Below are 17,360 nucleotides of genomic sequence, written 5' to 3' on the forward strand. Positions count from 1 at the left end.
GGAGGTACCCGACGGCGGCTCGGTGGCGCAGCGCGCGCTGTACGCCGTCCTCTGCATGTCCGTCACTCCTCCACCGTGCCCATCTTCCGCGTGCGAAGTCCAGCCGTGTGCTTTCACCGGTCCTCCTGTGCGCCGAAGCGCCCCACGAGGGCGGCTCCAGTCTCATCCGCGCCGTTCGAATGGTCCAGCCGCCGCAGGATGACGCCCTCTCGCAGAGCCCACGGACAGATCTCCAGTTCCGGCACGCCGAGCGCCCGCATCGCGGCCTGCGCGACGAGCGCACCCGCCACCAGCTGGTGCGACCGGCTGGAGCTGACGCCCTCGAGCTGCGCGAGATCGGCCGAGGGCATCCGCGAAATGAAGGCGAGGAGCTGGCGCAATGCGGTGTCGGAGAGCGTACGTCGCACGCGCGGGCCCGCCGCCGAGGGGGCGGCGCCGGTCAGCCGGGCGAGCGAGCGGAACGTCTTCGACGTCGCCACGACCCGATCGGGTTCACCCCATTTGGTGACTTTGCGCGCGAGGTCGGTGAGCTGGTCGTCCAGCCACGCGGACGTCGCGACGAGTTCCGAGCGCGTCGGCGGATCGTGCTTGAACCGGGTGCGCGTGGTGCGGCCCGCCCCCAGCGGCAGCGATTCGGCCAGGACGGGTTCCTCGTCGCGGCCCATCGCGACCTCCAGGGAGCCGCCGCCGATGTCGAGCACGAGCAGCTGGCCTGCCGACCAGCCGTACCAGCGGCGGACGGCCAGGAAGGTCAGGCGGGCTTCGTCGGTGCCCGAAAGGACCTGCAGGTCGACGCCGGTCTTCTCGGCCACGCGGGCGAGCACCTTGGCGGAGTTCTTGGCTTCGCGGACCGCGGAGGTAGCGAACGCCATGACTTCCTGGCACCCGAGCCGCGCGGCGGCGTCCTTTGCGGATTCCACGGCGGTGACGAGGTCGTCGGCGCCGGCCTTGGAGAGCTCCCCACCGGGAGTGATCTGCTCGGCCAGCCGCAGCACGGACTTCTCGGAATGCATCGGCGTCGGGTGGGCGCCACGGTGGGCGTCGACCACGAGCAGGTGGACGGTGTTGGAACCGACGTCGAGTACCCCTAGGCGCACGGGGGTCCAGGGTACCGGCCCCGGCGCCAGGTCTCGAACATGTAACCGAAAACACTCGGTGCGGTACCGCCCCGGCGCGCCTCCACGCGGGAGCGGTACCGCCCGAACAGGACTTACGTCTCGAACTTGTAGCCAAGGCCGCGGACGGTCACCAGGTGCCGCGGCGAGCCCGGGTCCGGCTCGATCTTCGAGCGCAGGCGCTTCACGTGGACGTCGAGGGTCTTCGTGTCGCCCACGTAGTCCGCGCCCCACACCCGGTCGATCAGCTGCCCGCGCGTGAGCACCCGGCCGACGTTGCGCAGCAGGTACTCCAGCAGGTCGAACTCCTTGAGCGGGAGCGACACCTCGGCGCCGTCCACGGTCACGACGTGCCGCTCGACGTCCATCCGGACCGGGCCCGCGGACAGCACCAGCGGAGCCAGCTCGCCTTCGGAGCCCGGCTCGCCGCCGCGACGCAGGACCGCGCGGACGCGGGCGATGAGCTCGCGGGCCGAGTACGGCTTGGTGACGTAGTCGTCCGCGCCCAGCTCCAGGCCCACGACCTTGTCGATCTCGCTGTCGCGGGCGGTCACCATGATGACCGGCACGGCCGAGCGCTGGCGCAGCTGCTTGCAGACGTCGGTGCCGCTCATCCCGGGCAGCATCAGGTCGAGCAGCACGATGTCGGCGCCGTTGCGGTCGAACTCCTCCAGCGCGGCCTGGCCGGTCCCGGCGACGGCCGCGGTGAACCCTTCCTTGCGCAGCAGGAAGGCGAGGGGGTCGGCGAACGACTCCTCGTCCTCGACGATGAGAACCCTGGTCACAGGTTTCCTCCATGATCTGGGCTGTCCTGCCCGGTAACCACGAGCCTCGGGGTGCGCTCGGGGGTCTTCTCCTGCCGCGGTGCCGGCGAGGTCTTGGCGGCCCGCGCCGGCTCGGGGGCCGGTTCGGGGCTGACGTGCGCGGGGATGCGCAGGGTGAACGTCGAGCCCGTGCCCGGACGGCTCCACAGCCCGACCGAGCCGCCGTGGTTGGCCGCGACGTGCTTGACGATCGCCAGGCCGAGGCCGGTGCCGCCGGTGGCGCGTGAGCGGGCCTTGTCGGCGCGGTAGAAGCGCTCGAAGACGCGCTGCTGCTCTTCTTCGGCTATGCCGATGCCGCGGTCGGTGACGGCGATCTCGACCATGCCGTCGGCGAGCCGCCGGGAGATCGAGACCGGGCTGCCGGCCGGCGAGTAGTTGACCGCGTTCTCCAGCAGGTTCGACAGCGCGGTGACCAGCAGCGTGCGGTCGCCTTCGATGAGCAGGCCGCTGGGGTGGTCGGTGGTGATCCGGATGTCGGCGGACTCGGCCGAGAGCGTCGTGCGGCCGAGGGCTTCGCGGACGACCGCGTCGACCTCGACGACGTTGAGGTCGGGCAGCCGTTCGGCACCCTGCAGCCGGGACAGCGCGATCAGCTCGGTGACGAGCTGGCCCAGGCGCGTGGACTCGCGCAGGATCTTGCCGCCGAAGCGCCGGACCTCCGCCACGTCCTCGGCGGCGTCGAGCACGGCCTCGGTGAGCAGGGCGATCGCGCCGACCGGGGTCTTGAGCTCGTGGCTGACGTTGGCGACGAAGTCGCGGCGCACGGCCTCCAGCCGGATGGCCTCGGAGTGGTCGACGGCCTCGACGACGGTGAAGCCGTCGCCGAGCGGCCGGACCTGGCCGAGGACCGCCTCCGGCTGGCGGCCGCGCGCTTCGAGCGGGGAAAGGTCGATTTCGAGCGGTTCGTCGGTCTCGACGACCTGCTCGGCGGCCTGGCGGGCCCGCGGGTCGGCCTGGTTGACCTTCACCAGGCCCAGCTCGTAGGCCCGCGGGTTGTGCAGCACCATGTCGCCGAACTTGTTGAGCACGACGATGCCGTTGTTCGAGGAGCGGACCAGCCGCTCGAGGAGCTCCGCGACGGTCGGGCCCGGCGGGCGGGCGTCTTCCCGGCGGGTGCGCGCCCGCGCCAGGAAGTAGCCGGCCACCGCACCGGCCACCAGTGCGCCGATGGCCAGTGCGAGTGAAACAGGCGTGGTCACGGGCCGATCGTAAGCTGAGAAGTGGGCTTGCGGCCTAGCGTTGTCCGCCTTGTCGTGAGCACCGCGACACCTGCGGAGGACATGTTCGCCGGGGCTTCAGGCCGCGTTCACCCGATCGATTCCGCGGCGAGACATTCCGGGCGAATTCACCCGAGCGCCGCCAGGTCCTCGCCGGTCAGCTCGAGCGCCGCCGCGGCGACGTTCTGCTCGAGGTGCCCGACGTCGCCGGTGCCCGGGATGGCGAGCACGTGCGGGCCCTGGTGCAGCGTCCACGCGAGCCGCACCTGCGCCGGGGTGGCGTCGTGGCGGCGGGCGACCTCGGCCACCCGCTCGTCCTCCCCCGTCCCGCTCGCGACGGCGAAGAAGGGCACGAACGCGATCCCGCGCTCGGCGCACATCCGGACGAGCTCGTCGTCCTCGCGGCGGGCGGTGAGGCCGTACTGGTTCTGGACGCAGACGACGGGGGCGATCTCCAGGGCCTCGGTCAGGTGCTCCGGCCCGACGTTGGAGATGCCCAGCTCGCGGATCAGCCCGGCTTCGCGCAGCTCGGCCAGGACGCCGAAGCCCTCGGCGAGCGAGCCGGTGCCGCGGTCGAGGTTCTGGCCGATCCGGTAGTTGACGACGTCGAGGTGGTCGAGGCCCAGCTCGCGCAGGTTCTCCTCGACCTGGGCGCGCAGCTGGTCCGGCCGGGCCGTGTAGAAGTTCCCCTCGAAGTCGCGCCCCGGGCCGATCTTGGTGGTGAGCACCAGGTCGTCGTAGGGCGCGAGGGCGCTGTTGAGCAGTTCGTTGGCCGAGCGCGGTCCGGCGAAGTAGAAGGCGGCGGTGTCGAAGTGGTTGACGCCGAGCTCGACGGCGCGCCGGAGCACGGCGAGCGACGTCTCCCGGGCGCGGATGCCGCCGTCGGTGGTGGACATCAGGCGCATCGCGCCGAACCCGAGGCGGTTGACTTCGAAGGAGCCGAGCTTCCAGGTGCCCGCCGCGGCGGCGGGGAGCGTGTTCGTGGTCATGGCTCCAGCCTTCCGCCGGAGCCCGGGTGACCTCCCGGTTTGGCAGTTTGCTGCCACACTGGAGGGCGTGGAGAAGGTGACTGACGTCGTCATGGTGCGCGGCGAGGCGGAGCTGTTCGAGCGCACGGCGCACCTGTTCGAGGCCGCGACGGAGGTCTCCTGCGCGGCCCGCGACCTGCACACCTGGTCGGTGGCGCACCCGGCCGCGCCCGAGCGCGAACAGTCGGTGCGGGGCATGACCGTGCGCAAGATCTACCAGCCCGGCGTGCTGATCGACCCCGCGCTGGCCGACCACCTGCGGGCGATGGCCGCGAACGGCGCCCGGATCCGGATCACCGAGCGCGAGATCAACGAGACGATCCTGCTCGACCGCCGGATCGCGATCGTGGCCGGCGACCACGTCGGCGGCGTCCGCGGCTACACCGTGCTCAGCAGTCCGCCCCTGGTCCAGGGCATCCAGTCGCTGTTCGAGGCGGCCTGGCACGGCGCGACCGACCTGGCGTCCTACCAGGCGCGGTTCACCGAGCTGGGCGCACGCGAGATCCTCGGGCAGCTGGCGTCCGGCTGCAAGGACGAGACGGCGGCCCGCGCCCTCGGCGTCAGTCTGCGCACCTACCGGCGGCGGGTGGCCGAGCTGATGGAGCTGCTCGGCGCGTCCTCCCGGTTCCAGGCCGGAGCCCGGGCCCGGGAGGCCGGGCTGCTCTGACTCACCCGCGCAGCGCGTCCACCGGCTCGATCGACGCCGCCCGCATCGCCGGGTAAGCCCCGGCCAGCAACCCGACCACCGCTCCCACCAGGGGCGCCGGGAACACCGCCAGCGGATCGAGCACCGCCGTCCAGCCGCGGGCCAGCGCCACGAAGACCACCGTGAGCACCCCGATGCTGGCCCCGGCCAGCCCGCCCAGCAGGCCCAGGACGCCGGACTCCGCCACGAACTGGACGGCGATGTGCCGCCGGCGGGCCCCGAGCGCCCGGCGCAGGCCAATCTCCGCCGCCCGCTCCATCACCGAGACCAGGGTCGTGTTCGCGATCCCGACCGCGCCGATCACCAGCGCCAGGCCGGCGAGCAGCAGGAACAGGCTGTCGACGTCCGCGGTGACGCTGTCGCGCAGCGTCCGCGGGTCCGGCGGGGCCGCGGCCGACAGCAGCTGCGGGGCGTCCGGGCGCAGCGCGAGCGGCAGCTGGCCCGCCACCAGCTGGGCACTGCCCAGCCGCGTCTCGACCAGCATCTTCGCCGGGTCGTCCGGGGACGGCACGCCGTACCGCGCCAGCGCCGTGCCCGCGGGGATCAGCACCCCGAGCCCGGCCTGCGGCAGCCGCTGCGGGCTGCCGACGATGCCGATCACGGTGTAGGCGTCGTCGCCGACGAACACCGCCGGTTGCGAATCGAGCCTGCTGATGCCCAGCTGGGCGGCGGCGGCCGCGCCGAGGAGCGCCACGCGCTCGGCCCGCCGCTCGTGGAACGCGTCGAACAGCGCACCCGTGGTCACCGGTGTGTGCGCCGCCCGCAGTGCGCCCGGCGAGACCGCGTAGACGTCCAGCCCGCGCGCGTCCCGGGCCGCCGGCAGGGCCCGGGCGCTCACCTGCGTCCCCGGCGGCACCGGCACCTTCCAGTACCGGCCCGCGTCGACGACGCCGTTGAGCGCCCCCGCCCGCTGGTCGGCGTCGGCCGGGAAGTCCAGCACCGGCTCGACCGTGCGGGTCTTCGCGCCGGCGTCGGTGACGGTGACCTCGGTGGCCGACAGCACCGTGAAGCGGGCGCTGATCTGCCCGGCCGAGGTCGCCGTGAAGCCGAGGATCGCCACCAGCGACGCCGTGCCGACGACCGTGCCGAGCATGGTCAGCAGCGACCGGGCCGGCCGCTGGAGCAGCCCGGCCAGCGCCTCCGCGGCGAGGTCCTTGACGGCGAGCGCGGAGCGCTTCACGGCACACGCTCGCGGAGCCGGCCGTCGGAGATCTCGACGACCCGCCCGGCCCGGGCCGCGACCACCGGGTCGTGCGTGATCATCACGATGGTGAGCCCGTCGGCGTGCAGGGCGCCGAACAGGTCCAGCACCGTCTGCGTGGTCGCGGTGTCGAGGTTGCCGGTGGGTTCGTCGCACAGCAGCAGCCGGGGCCGGTTCACCAGCGCCCGCGCCACGGCCACCCGCTGCCGCTCGCCGCCGGACATGGTCGTCGGCAGCGCGTCGAGCCGGTGCGCGAGGCCGACCCGCGCCAGTGCTTCCCGGGCCAGCCCGGCCCGGCGGGCCCGCGGGGTGCGGTTGTAGAGCATGGCGAGCTCCACGTTCTCCGTGGCGGTCCGGTGCGCGAGGAGGTGGAAGGCCTGGAAGACGAACCCGATCGCGGTGCCGCGCAGCGTGGTGCGGTCGGCGTCCGGGAGGGCGGCGACGTCCCGGCCGTCGAGTTCGTAGACGCCCTCGGTCGGGGCGTCGAGCAGCCCGAGCAGGTGCAGCAGGGTCGACTTCCCCGACCCCGACGGCCCGACCACCGCGACGTACTCCCCGCCGTGCACGACGAAGTCGGCCGGGTGCAGCGCGTGCACCGGCGGCGTTCCCGGGTAGGTCCGCCGCACCCCGCGCAGGGCGATCACCGGCGCCGTCATCGCCCGACCACCACCCGGTCGCCCTCCGCCAGGCCGCCGGTGACCGGCTCGACCTCGACCAGCCCGGCGCCGGACTTGCCCGCGCGCACCTCGACGGTCCGCTGGGTCCCGTCCGGCGCGGCCACCACGACGTGCGTGCGGCCGTCCGCGGACGACGTGATGGCGGCCGACGGCACGGCGAGCACCGGCCCGGCGGTCTGGGCGAACTTGAGCGTCAACCGGACGTCCTGGCCGATCAGGCCGGCGTCGAGCGGCTTGTCCGGGGTGATCGTCACCGGCACGAAGGACTGGCCGGACGCCTGCCCCTGGGTCTGGTTCTGCTGCGCGCCCGCCTTCGCGCCCTCCTGGGGCTGCCCGACCTCGGTCACCTTGCCGGTGCCGTGGAACCCGGTGACCTCGGCGTCGATGTCGGCCGCCGCGCCGGGCCGCACCAACGTGCGGTCCGCCGGGTCCAGCCGGCCCGCCACTTCGAGCTGTCCGGACGACAGCGTCACCAGCGGGGCTTCGACCGGGGCGCCGACCTTCCCGCCGAACTTCGTCACCCGCGCCGGGAACGAGGGCAGGAACACGATTTCGGCCAGCGGGACCATCGGCCCGGTGCGGGCCCGCAGCCCGGTCAGCCGGTCGCGGGCCGTGGCGAGGTCGGCTTCGGCGTCGGCGACCGCGGTCGGCGGCCCGCCCGCCTTGGCGTCCCGCACCCGGCGTTCGGCCTGGGTGACGGCGTCCTCGGCGGCCTGCAGCGCCGTCTCGTCCTGGCCGGTGGCCCCGCCGGTCGACGGGGCGCTGAAGCCGAGCGAACGGTAGTAGGCGGTGACGGCCTTCTTCGTCGCCGCGCCGAAGACGCCTTCGGCGTCGCCCGCCGACGGGAAGCCGAGCTCCCGCAGGGCCTGCCGCAGCTGGGTGACGTCCTTGCCGGTGTCCCCCGGCCGCAGGTCGCGGTAGGCGGGCTCGGCGCCGTGCAGGGCGACGAGCGGGCGGCCGGCCACCTCGGCGAGCACGTTCCCGGCGCCGACGAGCTCGCCCGCCTGCTTCCGCACGGCGGTGACGACCGGCTTGGCCCCGGCCGCGGACTCGCCGGTCGCCGACGGCGCGGGTGTCACCTCGACGTCCTGCGCGCCGGCCACCGTGCCGCGCAGCACCACGGTGGCGCCGACGACCTGCCGGGTCACCGGGGCGGTCAGCACCGACGGGGTCACCGGCGCCTGCTCCGCGGCGACCTGGGCCGGCGACTTGACGAACGCGGCGCCGAGCACCCCGCCGACGGTCAGCAGCAGGAGGCCGCCGACGGCCAGGAGCAGGACGCGGCGGCGGCGGCGCAGCACGCTGCCGCCGGGCACCGGCTCGTCAGCCACCGGTCGCGACGATCTGCTCGGCGTTCTTCAGCACGGCCTGCCAGGCGTCCTGGAGCTGCTTCAGCGCGGGCGCGTTCTGTTCGAGCAGCGTCTGCTGGTAGCCGGTCTGGACGGCGAGCCAGATGCCCGGGAGGTTCGTCCGGGCCTTGCAGTTCACGTCGGCGGCCGCGGTCGCGAGCTCCGCCGGGGACGGCGGTGACGGCCACTTCTGCCGCCGCGGCTCGACCGGGCTCTTGTAGGAGAACCCGGACTCCGCCATGCACGCGCTCCACGCGCCCGTGGCGGCCACGACCCGGCCGTCACCCTGGGTCCGCTCGCTCGCCTGGCCGACGAGCCGCCCGGGCAGCTCCCGGTCGAGCCGGTCGTATTCGGGTGCGCTCACCACGGCGGTGCTCAGGCAGCCGTCCGAGCCCGAGGTGTCCGGCGGCAGGAAGCCGTAGAGCGCCTTGACGTACGCGGCGCCGTGCTCCTGCACCAGCTTGTCGAGCGTCGGGATCCGGCCCTGTTCCGCGGCCGCCTGGATGCTGCCGCCGCCGGGCGGTGAGTAGCCCGACTCGCGGGCGGCCTTCAGGTCGTTGAGCCCGTAGTCGGGCAGCGGGGCGTTCGCCTCGGTGGCGCGACCGCCACCGCCGTCCGCGGGCTGGTAGGCGAATCCCTTGTCCCGCATGCACTTCGTGATGAGGATGGCGTTCGCCTTCTCGAGGGTTTCCCGATGCCCCTTGGCCAGCCCGACGTACGGGTCGAGCGGCAGGTGCACCTCGGCGGCGGTGGCCGGGGCCGGCGGGGGGTTCGCCGGGATGACGGGTTCGGGCAGCGCCGCGGCGGCACCCGGATCACCGGCAGGCGGATCCGAGCACGCGGCACCCAGGACCAGAAGCGCCCCCAGGACCGGAAAGAGAACCGAAAATCGCTTCATGCGGCTTCACGCTACCACTCTTGGAAAGGGACGGGAACGAATCGTCGACGGTTCCCGGGGCAGGCGCGCACCGCCCCGGGAACCGTTATCGGTCAGCGCGATTCCCTCCGGGAATCACCGGCGAAAAGGTCAGAAGCTGCAGCCGCCGCCGTCGACGCTGAGGTAGTCACCGCGGCTCCAGCCGATCACGTGCGTGGTGTCGTTGCGGTGGTAACCCCAGTAGTACCCGTCGCTCGCCAGCTGGGCGACCGTGGTGCACTCGCCCTGGCCCGGATAGCCGAGGCCGTTGACGCCCCCGCTGACCGGGGCACTGCGGATGCGGATGCCGCTGCCGAGGTAGTCGCCGTGCCAGCCCGCCGAGGCGACCCCCGTGCCGACCATCAGGAACGCGGCCGCCGCCGCGCCCACCGTGACAATGGTTTTGCGCATGGTTCGATAACCCCATCTCGAATGCAATCGTTACGCGGCAGAGCGCGGACGCGCCTCACCGCCCTTCGACTTCCATCGCGCCGTCGAGCGTCATTCACCCCCTCTGGTTCGCGGCTCGACGCCTGAACCGGAGGGCTCACCGGAAGTACCGCGGAATGTTCAGCGAACCCGGGGAACGCACTACGAATTACGCGGCACCGCCGCGTGGTTTACTGCTGCTCCCCCGGAAACCCCCGCAACCAGAAAGCCCTCCCAAGGAAGAAACATATCGCAGAATCGGACATGCGACCACGATTCTCGGGCCGCGAGCTGAGGTTCACCCCTTCGGCGGAGCCGGTGCGGGCCGGAAGTTGTTGCAGGCCAACAATTACGGCCCGGACGGGCGGAGTTCGGCCGACGGCGAACGGCCGGTGGGAATACCCCGGGACAGCGGGCCGGGAGTTCCCCGAACGGGTACGGCGGTCGATCGTGCGCCGCTCTTCCGGGCCGGGCGGCTCGCTCGTCCGCGGGCGGCTCGGGCACCCCGGAAACCACGAAGGCCACGCCGCGGAGTCGGTCCGCGACGTGGCCTTCACCGGCTCCGGCTTCAGCGCCCCTGGTTCGCCACCGCGGCGGCGGCTTCCTTGGCGGCGTCGGGGTCGAGGTACTCGCCGCCCGGCTTCACCGGCTGCAGGCCCTCCGTGAGGTCGTAGCGCAGCGGGATGCCCGTCGGGATGTTCAGGCCCGCGATGTCGGCGTCGGAGATGCCGTCGAGGTGCTTGACCAAGGCGCGCAGCGAGTTGCCGTGCGCGGCGACCAGCACCGTCTTGCCCGCGCGCAGGTCCGGCACGATCTCGGACTCCCAGTACGGCAGCAGCCGCTCGACGACGTCCTTCAGGCACTCGGTCAGCGGCGCCCGGTCACCGAGGTTCGCGTAGCGGGCGTCGCCCGCCTGGCTCCACTCGTCCTTGGGGTCGATCGCCGGCGGCGGGGTGTCGTACGAGCGGCGCCAGAGCATGAACTGCTCCTCGCCGAACTCGTCGAGCGTCTGCTTCTTGTTCTTGCCCTGCAGCGCGCCGTAGTGGCGCTCGTTGAGGCGCCAGTCGCGCTTCACCGGGATCCAGTGCCGGTCGGCGGCGTCCAGCGCGATGTTCGCGGTGGAGATCGCGCGGCGCAGCAGCGAGGTGTGCACCACGTCCGGGAGCAGGCCGGCGTCGGCCAGCAGCCGGCCGCCCTGGCGGGCTTCGCCCTCGCCCTGCTCCGAAAGCGGTACGTCCACCCAGCCGGTGAACAGGTTTTCCGCGTTCCACGTGCTCTGCCCGTGCCGCAGCAGCACCAACGTCCCAATCGCACCCATGGCCCACAGCCTGCCAGAACGCGCTCCGCGACCGACGGGTGACCTTCACCGCACCACGTGTCCTACCCAGAGTGTGTTACCCCGGAGTAACACCTCACTCTTCGACAAGGCCACCTGCCAACAACGCGCAAAAATCCGGGCGAAGACTGCACACCGTTATCGACATTTCGAAAATTCACTCGAACGGGCTAGCCAGTAGTCTTGTGATTACCGGCCGGGATCTGACAGGTTGACTACGTCCCGAGCGGCCGGATTCCACGCACTCCCCGGCCGGATTCGGGCGTTGACCGCGGCTCGTCTCCCCCCTGCCGAGCCGCGGCCCGCCGGCCCCGTTGGCACCCCCCTCGTCACCGGGTCCTGATCGGCGGGAACTTCAGCGGGGCGGCTCGAGATCGCGACTCCCCCTCCCTCGAGCCGTCCCGCCTGTTCCGCTCAGCCCTCGCCCGGCTCCGCCGCCGGGACGCGGCGACGCCGGTGCAGCCACCAGCCGAGCCAGCCCAGCGGCACCAGGAACAGCAGGAACGGCGCGATCGCGCCCAGCACGGTCAGCAGGCCGCCGCCGAAGACTACGAACGCGTGCCAGCCGCCGGCCAGCCCGCCGAGGAACCCGCTGTGGTCTTCGCCGGGCGGCGGCGGGACGGCGACGCTGCGCACGGTCATCGCCACGGTCGCCATGGCCACGCTGCCCGCCAGGGAGCTGCGCTGCCGTTCGAGCGATTCGAGCGTCGCTTCGCGGCTCGTCAGCTCGCTTTCGACCGACGTGATCTCGGCCACCGAAGTCGCCTTCGCGAGCAGCGCGCGGATCCGCTCCACCGACGCCCGCTGCGTCGCCAGCCGTGCTTCGACATCGACGACCTGCTCGGTCACGTCCTGGGTGTTCAGCTCCCGCTTCACCAGGCTCGTGCCCAGGTGGGAGAGCTGGTCGAGCACGCCGTCGAGCTTGTCGGCGGGCACGGCGAGGCTGAGCGTCGCCGACTCCTCGCCGGTGCTCTCCTGGCCGGTGTAGCCGCCGGCGCCCTGGGCGATCCCGCGGGCCTGCGCGACGACGTCGGTGACCTTGGTGGCGGTCAGTTCGAGCCGGGCACTGCGCGAAAGCTTGCGATCGGTGGCTCCCGGCTGCGGCGCGGTCACCTTCTCCTGCCCCGTCTTGCCGCTGCCCTGCTGCGGCGCGGCCGGCGCCGGCCCGGATCCGGCGCTGTCCGCAGTGGACGCCCCGTTTTCCGCTGCCGAGCAGCCGGCCAGCACGAACGCCACCGCGGCCAGGGCGAGCCCGGCTCTCCATCGAGTCCGCATCGTGGGTCTCCCTCCAGTTTCGACTGGCGAGGAGACGGACGTCCGGTTCAGGGCCGTTGCACGGCCCGGGTCACGACTCGGTCAAGCCGGGTTCGTGCGGCTTTCCGGGTGTGACGAGGTGCTTGAACGCCTGGAGGTTGGCCAGGGATTCACCGCGGGAGACCCGCCAGTCCCACTCGCGCTTGATGGACGTCGCGAAGCCGATTTCGAGCAGCGTGTTGAAGTCGCCGTCGGCCGCTTCCAGCACCTGGCCGAGCACCTTGTCGAGCTCGTCGGCGGACATGGTCTCCTTGCCGAACCGGCCGACCAGGTAGATGTCCCCCAGACTGTCCACTGTGTAGTGCACGCCGTACAGCTTCGCGTTGCGCTGCAGCAGGAATCGGTAAACGTCCTCATGGGACTCATCGGGACGGCGGCAGACGAAGGCCTCGACCGAGAAGGCGTGGTCGCCGTCGACCAGCCACGCGTTGGTCTGCAGCTTCTTCGTCCCCGGCAGCGTGACGAAGTACTTGCCCGGCCCGCGCTTGTCGTACTTCAGCTCCGCCGAGTCCAAAGTAGACTGGATCAGCTCGTCCAGGCTCACACCGCCACCTCCGCGCGCAGGTCCAGCGCGCGGGAGAACGCGCTCGTGGCCTGAGCATAGATGTCCAGGAGCGCGTCCGTCGTCCGGCGCCAGGAGAACCGGCGCGCGTGCACGACGGCGTTCGCGCCGAGTTCGGCCCGCCGGTCCGGGCGGAGCGCGACCGCGGCCAGCGCGTCCGCCCACTCGTCGGCGCCGTGGCCGGGCACCAGCAGTCCCGAAACGCCGTGCGGCACGGCCACCGGCAGCCCGCCGACCTCGGCCGCGACCACCGGTGTGCCGCAGGCCTGCGCCTCCAGCGCCACCAGGCCGAACGACTCGTTGTAGCTCGGCACCGCCACGACGTCGGCGGCGCGGAAGACGCGGGCGAGGCGCTCGCCCGGCTGCGGCGGCAGGAACCGGACCTGCCGCTCGATGCCGAGCGAAACGGCCAGTTCGCGCAGGGCCTGCGGCTGCTCCAGCCCGGTCCCCGACGGCCCGCCGACGATGAGCACGACCAGCCGCGCGGCCAGCTCGGGACGGCGGCGCAGCATCGCGGCCGCGGCGTGCAGCAGCACGTCCGGCGCCTTCAGCGGCTGGATCCGCCCGGCGAAGGCCAGCACGACGTCGTCGCCGGCCAGCCCCAGCTCGGCGCGCGCGACGGCCTTGGAGCCCGGCGTGAACCGTTCGAGGTCGACCCCCGGCGGCACGGCGTGCACCGCGTGCGGCTCGGCGTCGTAGAGCTCGATGAGCTGGCGCGCCTCGACCGCGGTGTTGGCGACCAGCCGGTCGGCCTCGGCCACCACCTGCTCCTCGCCGATCACGCGGGTGCGCGGTTCGGGCTTGTCGCCCTCGGCAAGCGCGGCGTTCTTCACCTTCGCCAGTGTGTGCGCGGTGTGCACGAGCGGCACGGACCAGCGGTCCCGGGCGAGCCAGCCGACCTGGCCGGACAGCCAGTAGTGCGAGTGGATGAGGTCGTAGTGGCCGGGCTCGTGGAACGCCTCGGTCCGCAGCACGCCGGAGGTGAACGCGCACAGCTGGGCGGGCAGCTCGTCGCGGCCCAGCGGCTCGAACGGGCCGGCCTGGACGTGCCGCACGGTCACCCCGGGCGCCAGCTCGGCCACCGGCGGCTGGCCGGAGGCGGTCGCGCGGGTGAAGACCTCGACCTCGACGCCGCGGCGGGCCATCTCGGTCGCGGTCTGCCTGACGTAGACGTTCAGCCCGCCGGCGTCGCCTGTCCCGGGCTGCTCGAGCGGGGATGTGTGCACGGACAGCACCGCGATCCGGCGCGGACCCCCCGCTTTCGGGAGCTCCAGAGGGGCTTGCCCCCCGGCTGGGGTCTGGGACTCGGCCCCGGACAGCGCAGCGCGGAACCTTCGGATGTTGCTGGTCACCTGGTCACGTCTCCTGCGTACGTCAGCATTCCTCGGCGAATCGCCGGAGCACCGCGTCGAACTCGGCCGCGGACTCGGCGAAGGGCGCGTGCCCCCCGTCAACGAACCAACGCGCGGTGGCACCCGGAATCTTCCCGACGGCGTGTTCGGCGGCCGAGGGCTCGATCACGCGGTCCGCCGTGCCGTGCGCGACGAGGACCGGTTTGTCGATCCCGACCAGCACTTCTTCGCTGCCGACGTCCCGGCGGAAGAGCGCCGAGCGGACCGAAGGGGGCACGCTGAGAGAAGCACCGAGCAGGGCCTGCGCCTGCGCGCCGGGCACCGGCCCGCTGGCCATTTCGCGGCTGAACGCGGTGAGCGCGGGCACCGCGATGTCCGGATCGTCCGAAAGCATCGCCCGCATGTGCTCGCGCATCAGGGGCCCGACGCGCCCGCCCGGCCGGTCGCGGCCGATCTCGGTGATCGCGCCGACGAGCACGAGCCCGCGCAGCCGTGCGGTGCCGTGCACCCGGATGTGGTCGGTGACCACCAAGCCGCCGTAGGACCAGGCGACGACGACCGCGTCCGGACCGGCGAAGTCGAGCACCGCGGCGAGGTCGTCCGCCCAGGCCTGGGGGTTGTCGTAGCCGGTGACCGGCACGTCCGAGGCGCCGTGGCCGCGCAGGTCCATCGCGACCAGGCGGAACCGCTCGGTCAGGGCCGGGTCGGCGAGCTGCGCGGCCCAGCAGCCGCCCGACTGCGCCCAGCCGTGCACGAACACGATCGGCCTGCTGTTCTCGGTGCCCTCGACCCGCAGGCCGAGCCGGACCCCGCCGTGCCCGACGACTTCGGTGCGCACGGGTTACTTCGCACCCAGCCCTTGCCAGGCCGCCCAGCTGAAGTTCCAGTCCTTGACGTCCGAGGCCATCGGCGGGGACAGCTTCGAGCCGGTGATCTCGACCGGGTCGCCGATCAGCGCCGAGTCGAAGTAGTCCTTGGCGTCGGCTTCGAGCAGGTTGACGCAGCCGTGGGAGTTGTTGTTCTTGCCGATGTTGGCCGCGTTGTCCTGGTTCTCGTGGATGTATTCGCCGTGGTTGGAGAACCGGCAGGCCCACTTCTTGTTGACGTTCGTGTAGCCGTAGCGGGCGTTGTCGAAGACGGCCGTCGGCTCCCTGGTCATGATGATGTAGGTGCCGTTCGGGGTGTTGCGGTCGACCTCGGCGTCCAGCCCGTTCGCGCAGGGGTAGCTCTTGACCTGCGACCCGTTGCGGTAGACGCGCATCTGGTGGTCCGGGGTGTTGACCTTGACCACCTGGTTGCGGCCGATCTTGAACTTCGTCGTGACGTCGGCCTTGCCGTACGCGCCGCCGCCCAGCTCGACGCCGTACAGCTTCGCCTCGACGCTCACGGTGATGTTCTGCGGCCAGTACTCCTTCGGCCGGTAGTCGACCTGGCTGTCGGACAGCCAGCCCCAGGCACCCTCGACGTCCTTGTCCGTCTTCACGGACAGGGCCTTCTCCACCGCGGCACGGTTCTTCACCGGCGACGCGAACTTGACGCTGATCGGCATGGCGACGCCTACGGTCTGGTTGTCGGCCGGGTTCAGCGTGGCGCGGACCTGCTTGGCCGGGTTGACCGTGGTGAAGCGGCCGGTGAACTCGACCGGCTTGCCGTCGGAGCCGGTGGCCTTGGCCGAGTAGGTGTAGGTCTTGCCGTAGCCGAGCGGCTCGGAGCTGGTCCAGGTGAGGCCGTCGGGCGCGAGGTCGCCCTTGACGGCCTTGCCGCCCTCGGCGCTGAGCGTGCACTCGGTGAGCTTGCCGTCGGCGACCTTCAGCACGGCGGGCTTGAGCACCGGAACGTCCTTGGCGTCGGCGGCGGGCTCGGCTGTGATCTTCGCCACCGACCGGGCGCTACCCTCGCCGTCGGCACCGGCCGCACCGGTGGGCAGCGCGTTGCCCCCGTTCTCACTCGAACACGCGGCGGCGACCAGTGCGGCTCCAGCCGCCAGGGCAGCCTTGAAGACCGTACGCCGTTCGATCACCGCAAACCTCCTGTGTCTTGCGGGGGCCGAGCCCCCGCACCCCCGCCGCGGGGGGCTCCGCCCCCGGACCCCCCGAAGCGGGAGAATCCCCCGCCGACCAGCGGGCACACGCCTTTAGCGCTGGTCACCCAGCCGACGTTACCCGCGGGAAGGCAGAAACCAACCGTTCAGGTGGCCGACCTCTTTGTCGACAAAGACGTCCGTCACACGTACGGGTTGCCCGGTTTGGCTCAGATCACGCAGTTGATCAGCAGCGGCTCGGGGTGCAGCCGGACGCCGAACCGCTGCTCGACGCCGTCGCGAACCTCCCGGGCCAGGGCCAGCAGGTCCTCGGTCGTCGCGTCGCCGCGGTTGGTCAGCGCCAAGGTGTGCTTCGTCGACAGCGAAACGCGGTTCCCTGGACCGGGGTACCCCTTGCCGAAGCCGGCGCGCTCGATCAGCCAGGCCGCGGACAGCTTGACGCCGCCGTCGGCCGGGTACTGCGGCACCTCCGCCCCGACGACGCCGGTGATCCGCGCGAGAACCGCTTCGGCTTCGGTGCTGGGCACGATCGGGTTGGTGAAGAACGAGCCGGCGCTCCACGTGTCGTGATCGGCCGGGTCGAGCACCATGCCCTTCCCGCGCCGCAGCTTCAGGACCGCTTCCCGCGCTTCGGCGGCCGGGACGCGGGCGCCGATCTCGACGCCGAGCGTGCGGGCCAGCTCGGCGTAGCGGATGGGCGCGGAGAGGCCGTCTTCGCGGACCTCGAACCGGACCGAGAGGACGACGCCGGTGTCGGTGCCCTTCAGGACGCTCGTGCGGTAGGCGAAGCCGAGCTCGTCGGCCTTGAGCGTCCGCACTTCGCGCGTCCCGCGGTCGTACAGCTCGACGGAGACGATCGACTCGGCGACCTCGCAGCCGTACGCGCCGACGTTCTGGATCGGCGTCGCCCCGACGCTGCCGGGGATGCCGGAGAGACATTCCAGCCCGCCGAGCCCGGCGTCGACCAGGCCGGCGACGAACGCGTCCCAGTTCTGGCCGGCCTCGACGTCGACGTGCCCGGCACGGTCGCCGGCGCGTCGCCAGCCGGTGTTCGCCACCTCGACGAGCGTGCCGTCGAACCCCGCGTCGCCGACCACCAGGTTGGAGCCGCCGCCGAGCAGCAGCACCGGCTCGCCCGCCGCGTCCGCTTCGCGGACCGCCGCGACGAGGTCTTCGCTGGTCACGGCGCTGACGAAGCGGCGGGCGGGGCCGCCGAGGCGCAGCGTGGTGTACGCGGAGAGCTTCGGGAGTTCGGAAGTACGGGTGTCCACCCGCCTGACGGTACTGTTCGGT

17 protein-coding genes are annotated in these 17,360 nt (G+C 72.4%); 1 reads left to right on the top strand and 16 read right to left on the bottom strand.

Features of this window, described 5'->3' with window-relative positions; translation table 11 throughout:
- Positions 1-113: 113 nt before the first annotated feature.
- From ACLJOU_RS00600 to ACLJOU_RS00615, 4 genes are all read right to left on the bottom strand, one after another.
- Positions 114-1,097, bottom strand: a complete 984-nt coding sequence (locus tag ACLJOU_RS00600; RefSeq protein WP_410561894.1) for a Ppx/GppA phosphatase family protein — start codon at positions 1,095-1,097, stop codon at positions 114-116.
- 113 nt (positions 1,098-1,210) lie between these two features.
- Positions 1,211-1,900 (bottom strand): response regulator transcription factor, encoded by a 690-nt coding sequence (locus tag ACLJOU_RS00605; protein WP_003062718.1) that lies wholly within the window; start codon positions 1,898-1,900, stop codon positions 1,211-1,213.
- The gene (locus tag ACLJOU_RS00610) at positions 1,897-3,138 is read right to left on the bottom strand and encodes a sensor histidine kinase (RefSeq protein ID WP_410561898.1); all 1,242 of its coding nucleotides are present in this window, start codon (positions 3,136-3,138) and stop codon (positions 1,897-1,899) included. Before ACLJOU_RS00610 ends, ACLJOU_RS00605 begins: the two co-directional genes overlap by 4 nt.
- Positions 3,139-3,284: 146 nt before the next feature.
- Positions 3,285-4,145 (bottom strand): aldo/keto reductase, encoded by an 861-nt coding sequence (locus ACLJOU_RS00615; protein ID WP_410561901.1) that lies wholly within the window; start codon positions 4,143-4,145, stop codon positions 3,285-3,287.
- 67 nt (positions 4,146-4,212) lie between these two features.
- Here ACLJOU_RS00615 and ACLJOU_RS00620 point away from each other — a divergent pair, with 67 nt between their 5' ends.
- Positions 4,213-4,851 (top strand): DNA-binding response regulator, encoded by a 639-nt coding sequence (locus ACLJOU_RS00620; RefSeq protein WP_410561904.1) that lies wholly within the window; start codon positions 4,213-4,215, stop codon positions 4,849-4,851.
- A gap of 1 nt (position 4,852) precedes the next feature.
- Here the strand turns inward: ACLJOU_RS00620 and ACLJOU_RS00625 are convergent, their stop codons facing one another.
- The 12 genes from ACLJOU_RS00625 to ACLJOU_RS00680 all read right to left on the bottom strand — a co-directional run bounded on the left by ACLJOU_RS00625 (position 4,853) and on the right by ACLJOU_RS00680 (position 17,338).
- Positions 4,853-6,070 (bottom strand): ABC transporter permease, encoded by a 1,218-nt coding sequence (locus ACLJOU_RS00625; RefSeq protein ID WP_410561906.1) that lies wholly within the window; start codon positions 6,068-6,070, stop codon positions 4,853-4,855.
- Positions 6,067-6,747: an ABC transporter ATP-binding protein gene (locus tag ACLJOU_RS00630; RefSeq protein ID WP_410561908.1), complete on the bottom strand. Its 681-nt coding sequence runs from the start codon at positions 6,745-6,747 to the stop codon at positions 6,067-6,069. Before ACLJOU_RS00630 ends, ACLJOU_RS00625 begins: the two co-directional genes overlap by 4 nt.
- Positions 6,744-8,099: a peptidoglycan-binding protein gene (locus ACLJOU_RS00635; RefSeq protein ID WP_410561909.1), complete on the bottom strand. Its 1,356-nt coding sequence runs from the start codon at positions 8,097-8,099 to the stop codon at positions 6,744-6,746. The genes ACLJOU_RS00630 and ACLJOU_RS00635 overlap by 4 nt, the downstream gene beginning before the upstream one ends.
- The gene (locus tag ACLJOU_RS00640) at positions 8,092-9,015 is read right to left on the bottom strand and encodes a hypothetical protein (protein WP_410561912.1); all 924 of its coding nucleotides are present in this window, start codon (positions 9,013-9,015) and stop codon (positions 8,092-8,094) included. Before ACLJOU_RS00640 ends, ACLJOU_RS00635 begins: the two co-directional genes overlap by 8 nt.
- 129 nt (positions 9,016-9,144) lie before the next feature.
- Positions 9,145-9,444 carry a hypothetical protein gene (locus tag ACLJOU_RS00645; protein ID WP_410561914.1) on the bottom strand — a complete coding sequence of 100 codons (300 nt, stop codon included), beginning with the start codon at positions 9,442-9,444 and terminating at the stop codon, positions 9,145-9,147.
- Between the two features lie 586 nt (positions 9,445-10,030).
- On the bottom strand, positions 10,031-10,780 hold the full coding sequence (locus ACLJOU_RS00650; RefSeq protein ID WP_410561917.1) for a phosphoglyceromutase: 750 nt from the start codon (positions 10,778-10,780) through the stop codon (positions 10,031-10,033).
- 432 nt (positions 10,781-11,212) lie between these two features.
- Positions 11,213-12,073, bottom strand: coding sequence for a DUF4349 domain-containing protein (locus tag ACLJOU_RS00655; RefSeq protein WP_410561920.1), 861 nt, complete (start codon positions 12,071-12,073; stop codon positions 11,213-11,215).
- 70 nt (positions 12,074-12,143) lie between these two features.
- Positions 12,144-12,656, bottom strand: a complete 513-nt coding sequence (locus ACLJOU_RS00660; protein ID WP_410561923.1) for a YbjN domain-containing protein — start codon at positions 12,654-12,656, stop codon at positions 12,144-12,146.
- Positions 12,653-13,948, bottom strand: coding sequence for a D-inositol-3-phosphate glycosyltransferase (gene mshA, locus ACLJOU_RS00665; protein ID WP_410564642.1), 1,296 nt, complete (start codon positions 13,946-13,948; stop codon positions 12,653-12,655). Before mshA ends, ACLJOU_RS00660 begins: the two co-directional genes overlap by 4 nt.
- A 100-nt stretch (positions 13,949-14,048) precedes the next feature.
- On the bottom strand, positions 14,049-14,864 hold the full coding sequence (locus ACLJOU_RS00670; protein ID WP_410561926.1) for an alpha/beta fold hydrolase: 816 nt from the start codon (positions 14,862-14,864) through the stop codon (positions 14,049-14,051).
- A gap of 3 nt (positions 14,865-14,867) precedes the next feature.
- Positions 14,868-16,046: a L,D-transpeptidase gene (locus ACLJOU_RS00675; protein ID WP_410561929.1), complete on the bottom strand. Its 1,179-nt coding sequence runs from the start codon at positions 16,044-16,046 to the stop codon at positions 14,868-14,870.
- Between the two features lie 230 nt (positions 16,047-16,276).
- Positions 16,277-17,338, bottom strand: a complete 1,062-nt coding sequence (locus tag ACLJOU_RS00680; RefSeq protein WP_410561932.1) for a UDP-N-acetylmuramate dehydrogenase — start codon at positions 17,336-17,338, stop codon at positions 16,277-16,279.
- Between the last annotated feature and the right edge of the window lie 22 nt (positions 17,339-17,360).

The organism is Amycolatopsis sp. cmx-4-61 (genome assembly GCF_046548775.1).
Taxonomy (GTDB): Bacteria; Actinomycetota; Actinomycetes; order Mycobacteriales; family Pseudonocardiaceae; genus Amycolatopsis.

What these genes read in the sequence shown, in the direction of transcription:
- ACLJOU_RS00615 (WP_410561901.1), bottom strand. Translation starts at nt 4,145, where the DNA reads ATGACCACGAACACGCTCCCCGCCGCCGCGGCGGGCACCTGGAAGCTC.
- ACLJOU_RS00630 (WP_410561908.1), bottom strand. Translation starts at nt 6,747, where the DNA reads ATGACGGCGCCGGTGATCGCCCTGCGCGGGGTGCGGCGGACCTACCCG.
- ACLJOU_RS00640 (WP_410561912.1), bottom strand. Translation starts at nt 9,015, where the DNA reads ATGAAGCGATTTTCGGTTCTCTTTCCGGTCCTGGGGGCGCTTCTGGTC.
- ACLJOU_RS00645 (WP_410561914.1), bottom strand. Translation starts at nt 9,444, where the DNA reads ATGCGCAAAACCATTGTCACGGTGGGCGCGGCGGCGGCCGCGTTCCTG.
- ACLJOU_RS00650 (WP_410561917.1), bottom strand. Translation starts at nt 10,780, where the DNA reads ATGGGTGCGATTGGGACGTTGGTGCTGCTGCGGCACGGGCAGAGCACG.
- ACLJOU_RS00655 (WP_410561920.1), bottom strand. Translation starts at nt 12,073, where the DNA reads ATGCGGACTCGATGGAGAGCCGGGCTCGCCCTGGCCGCGGTGGCGTTC.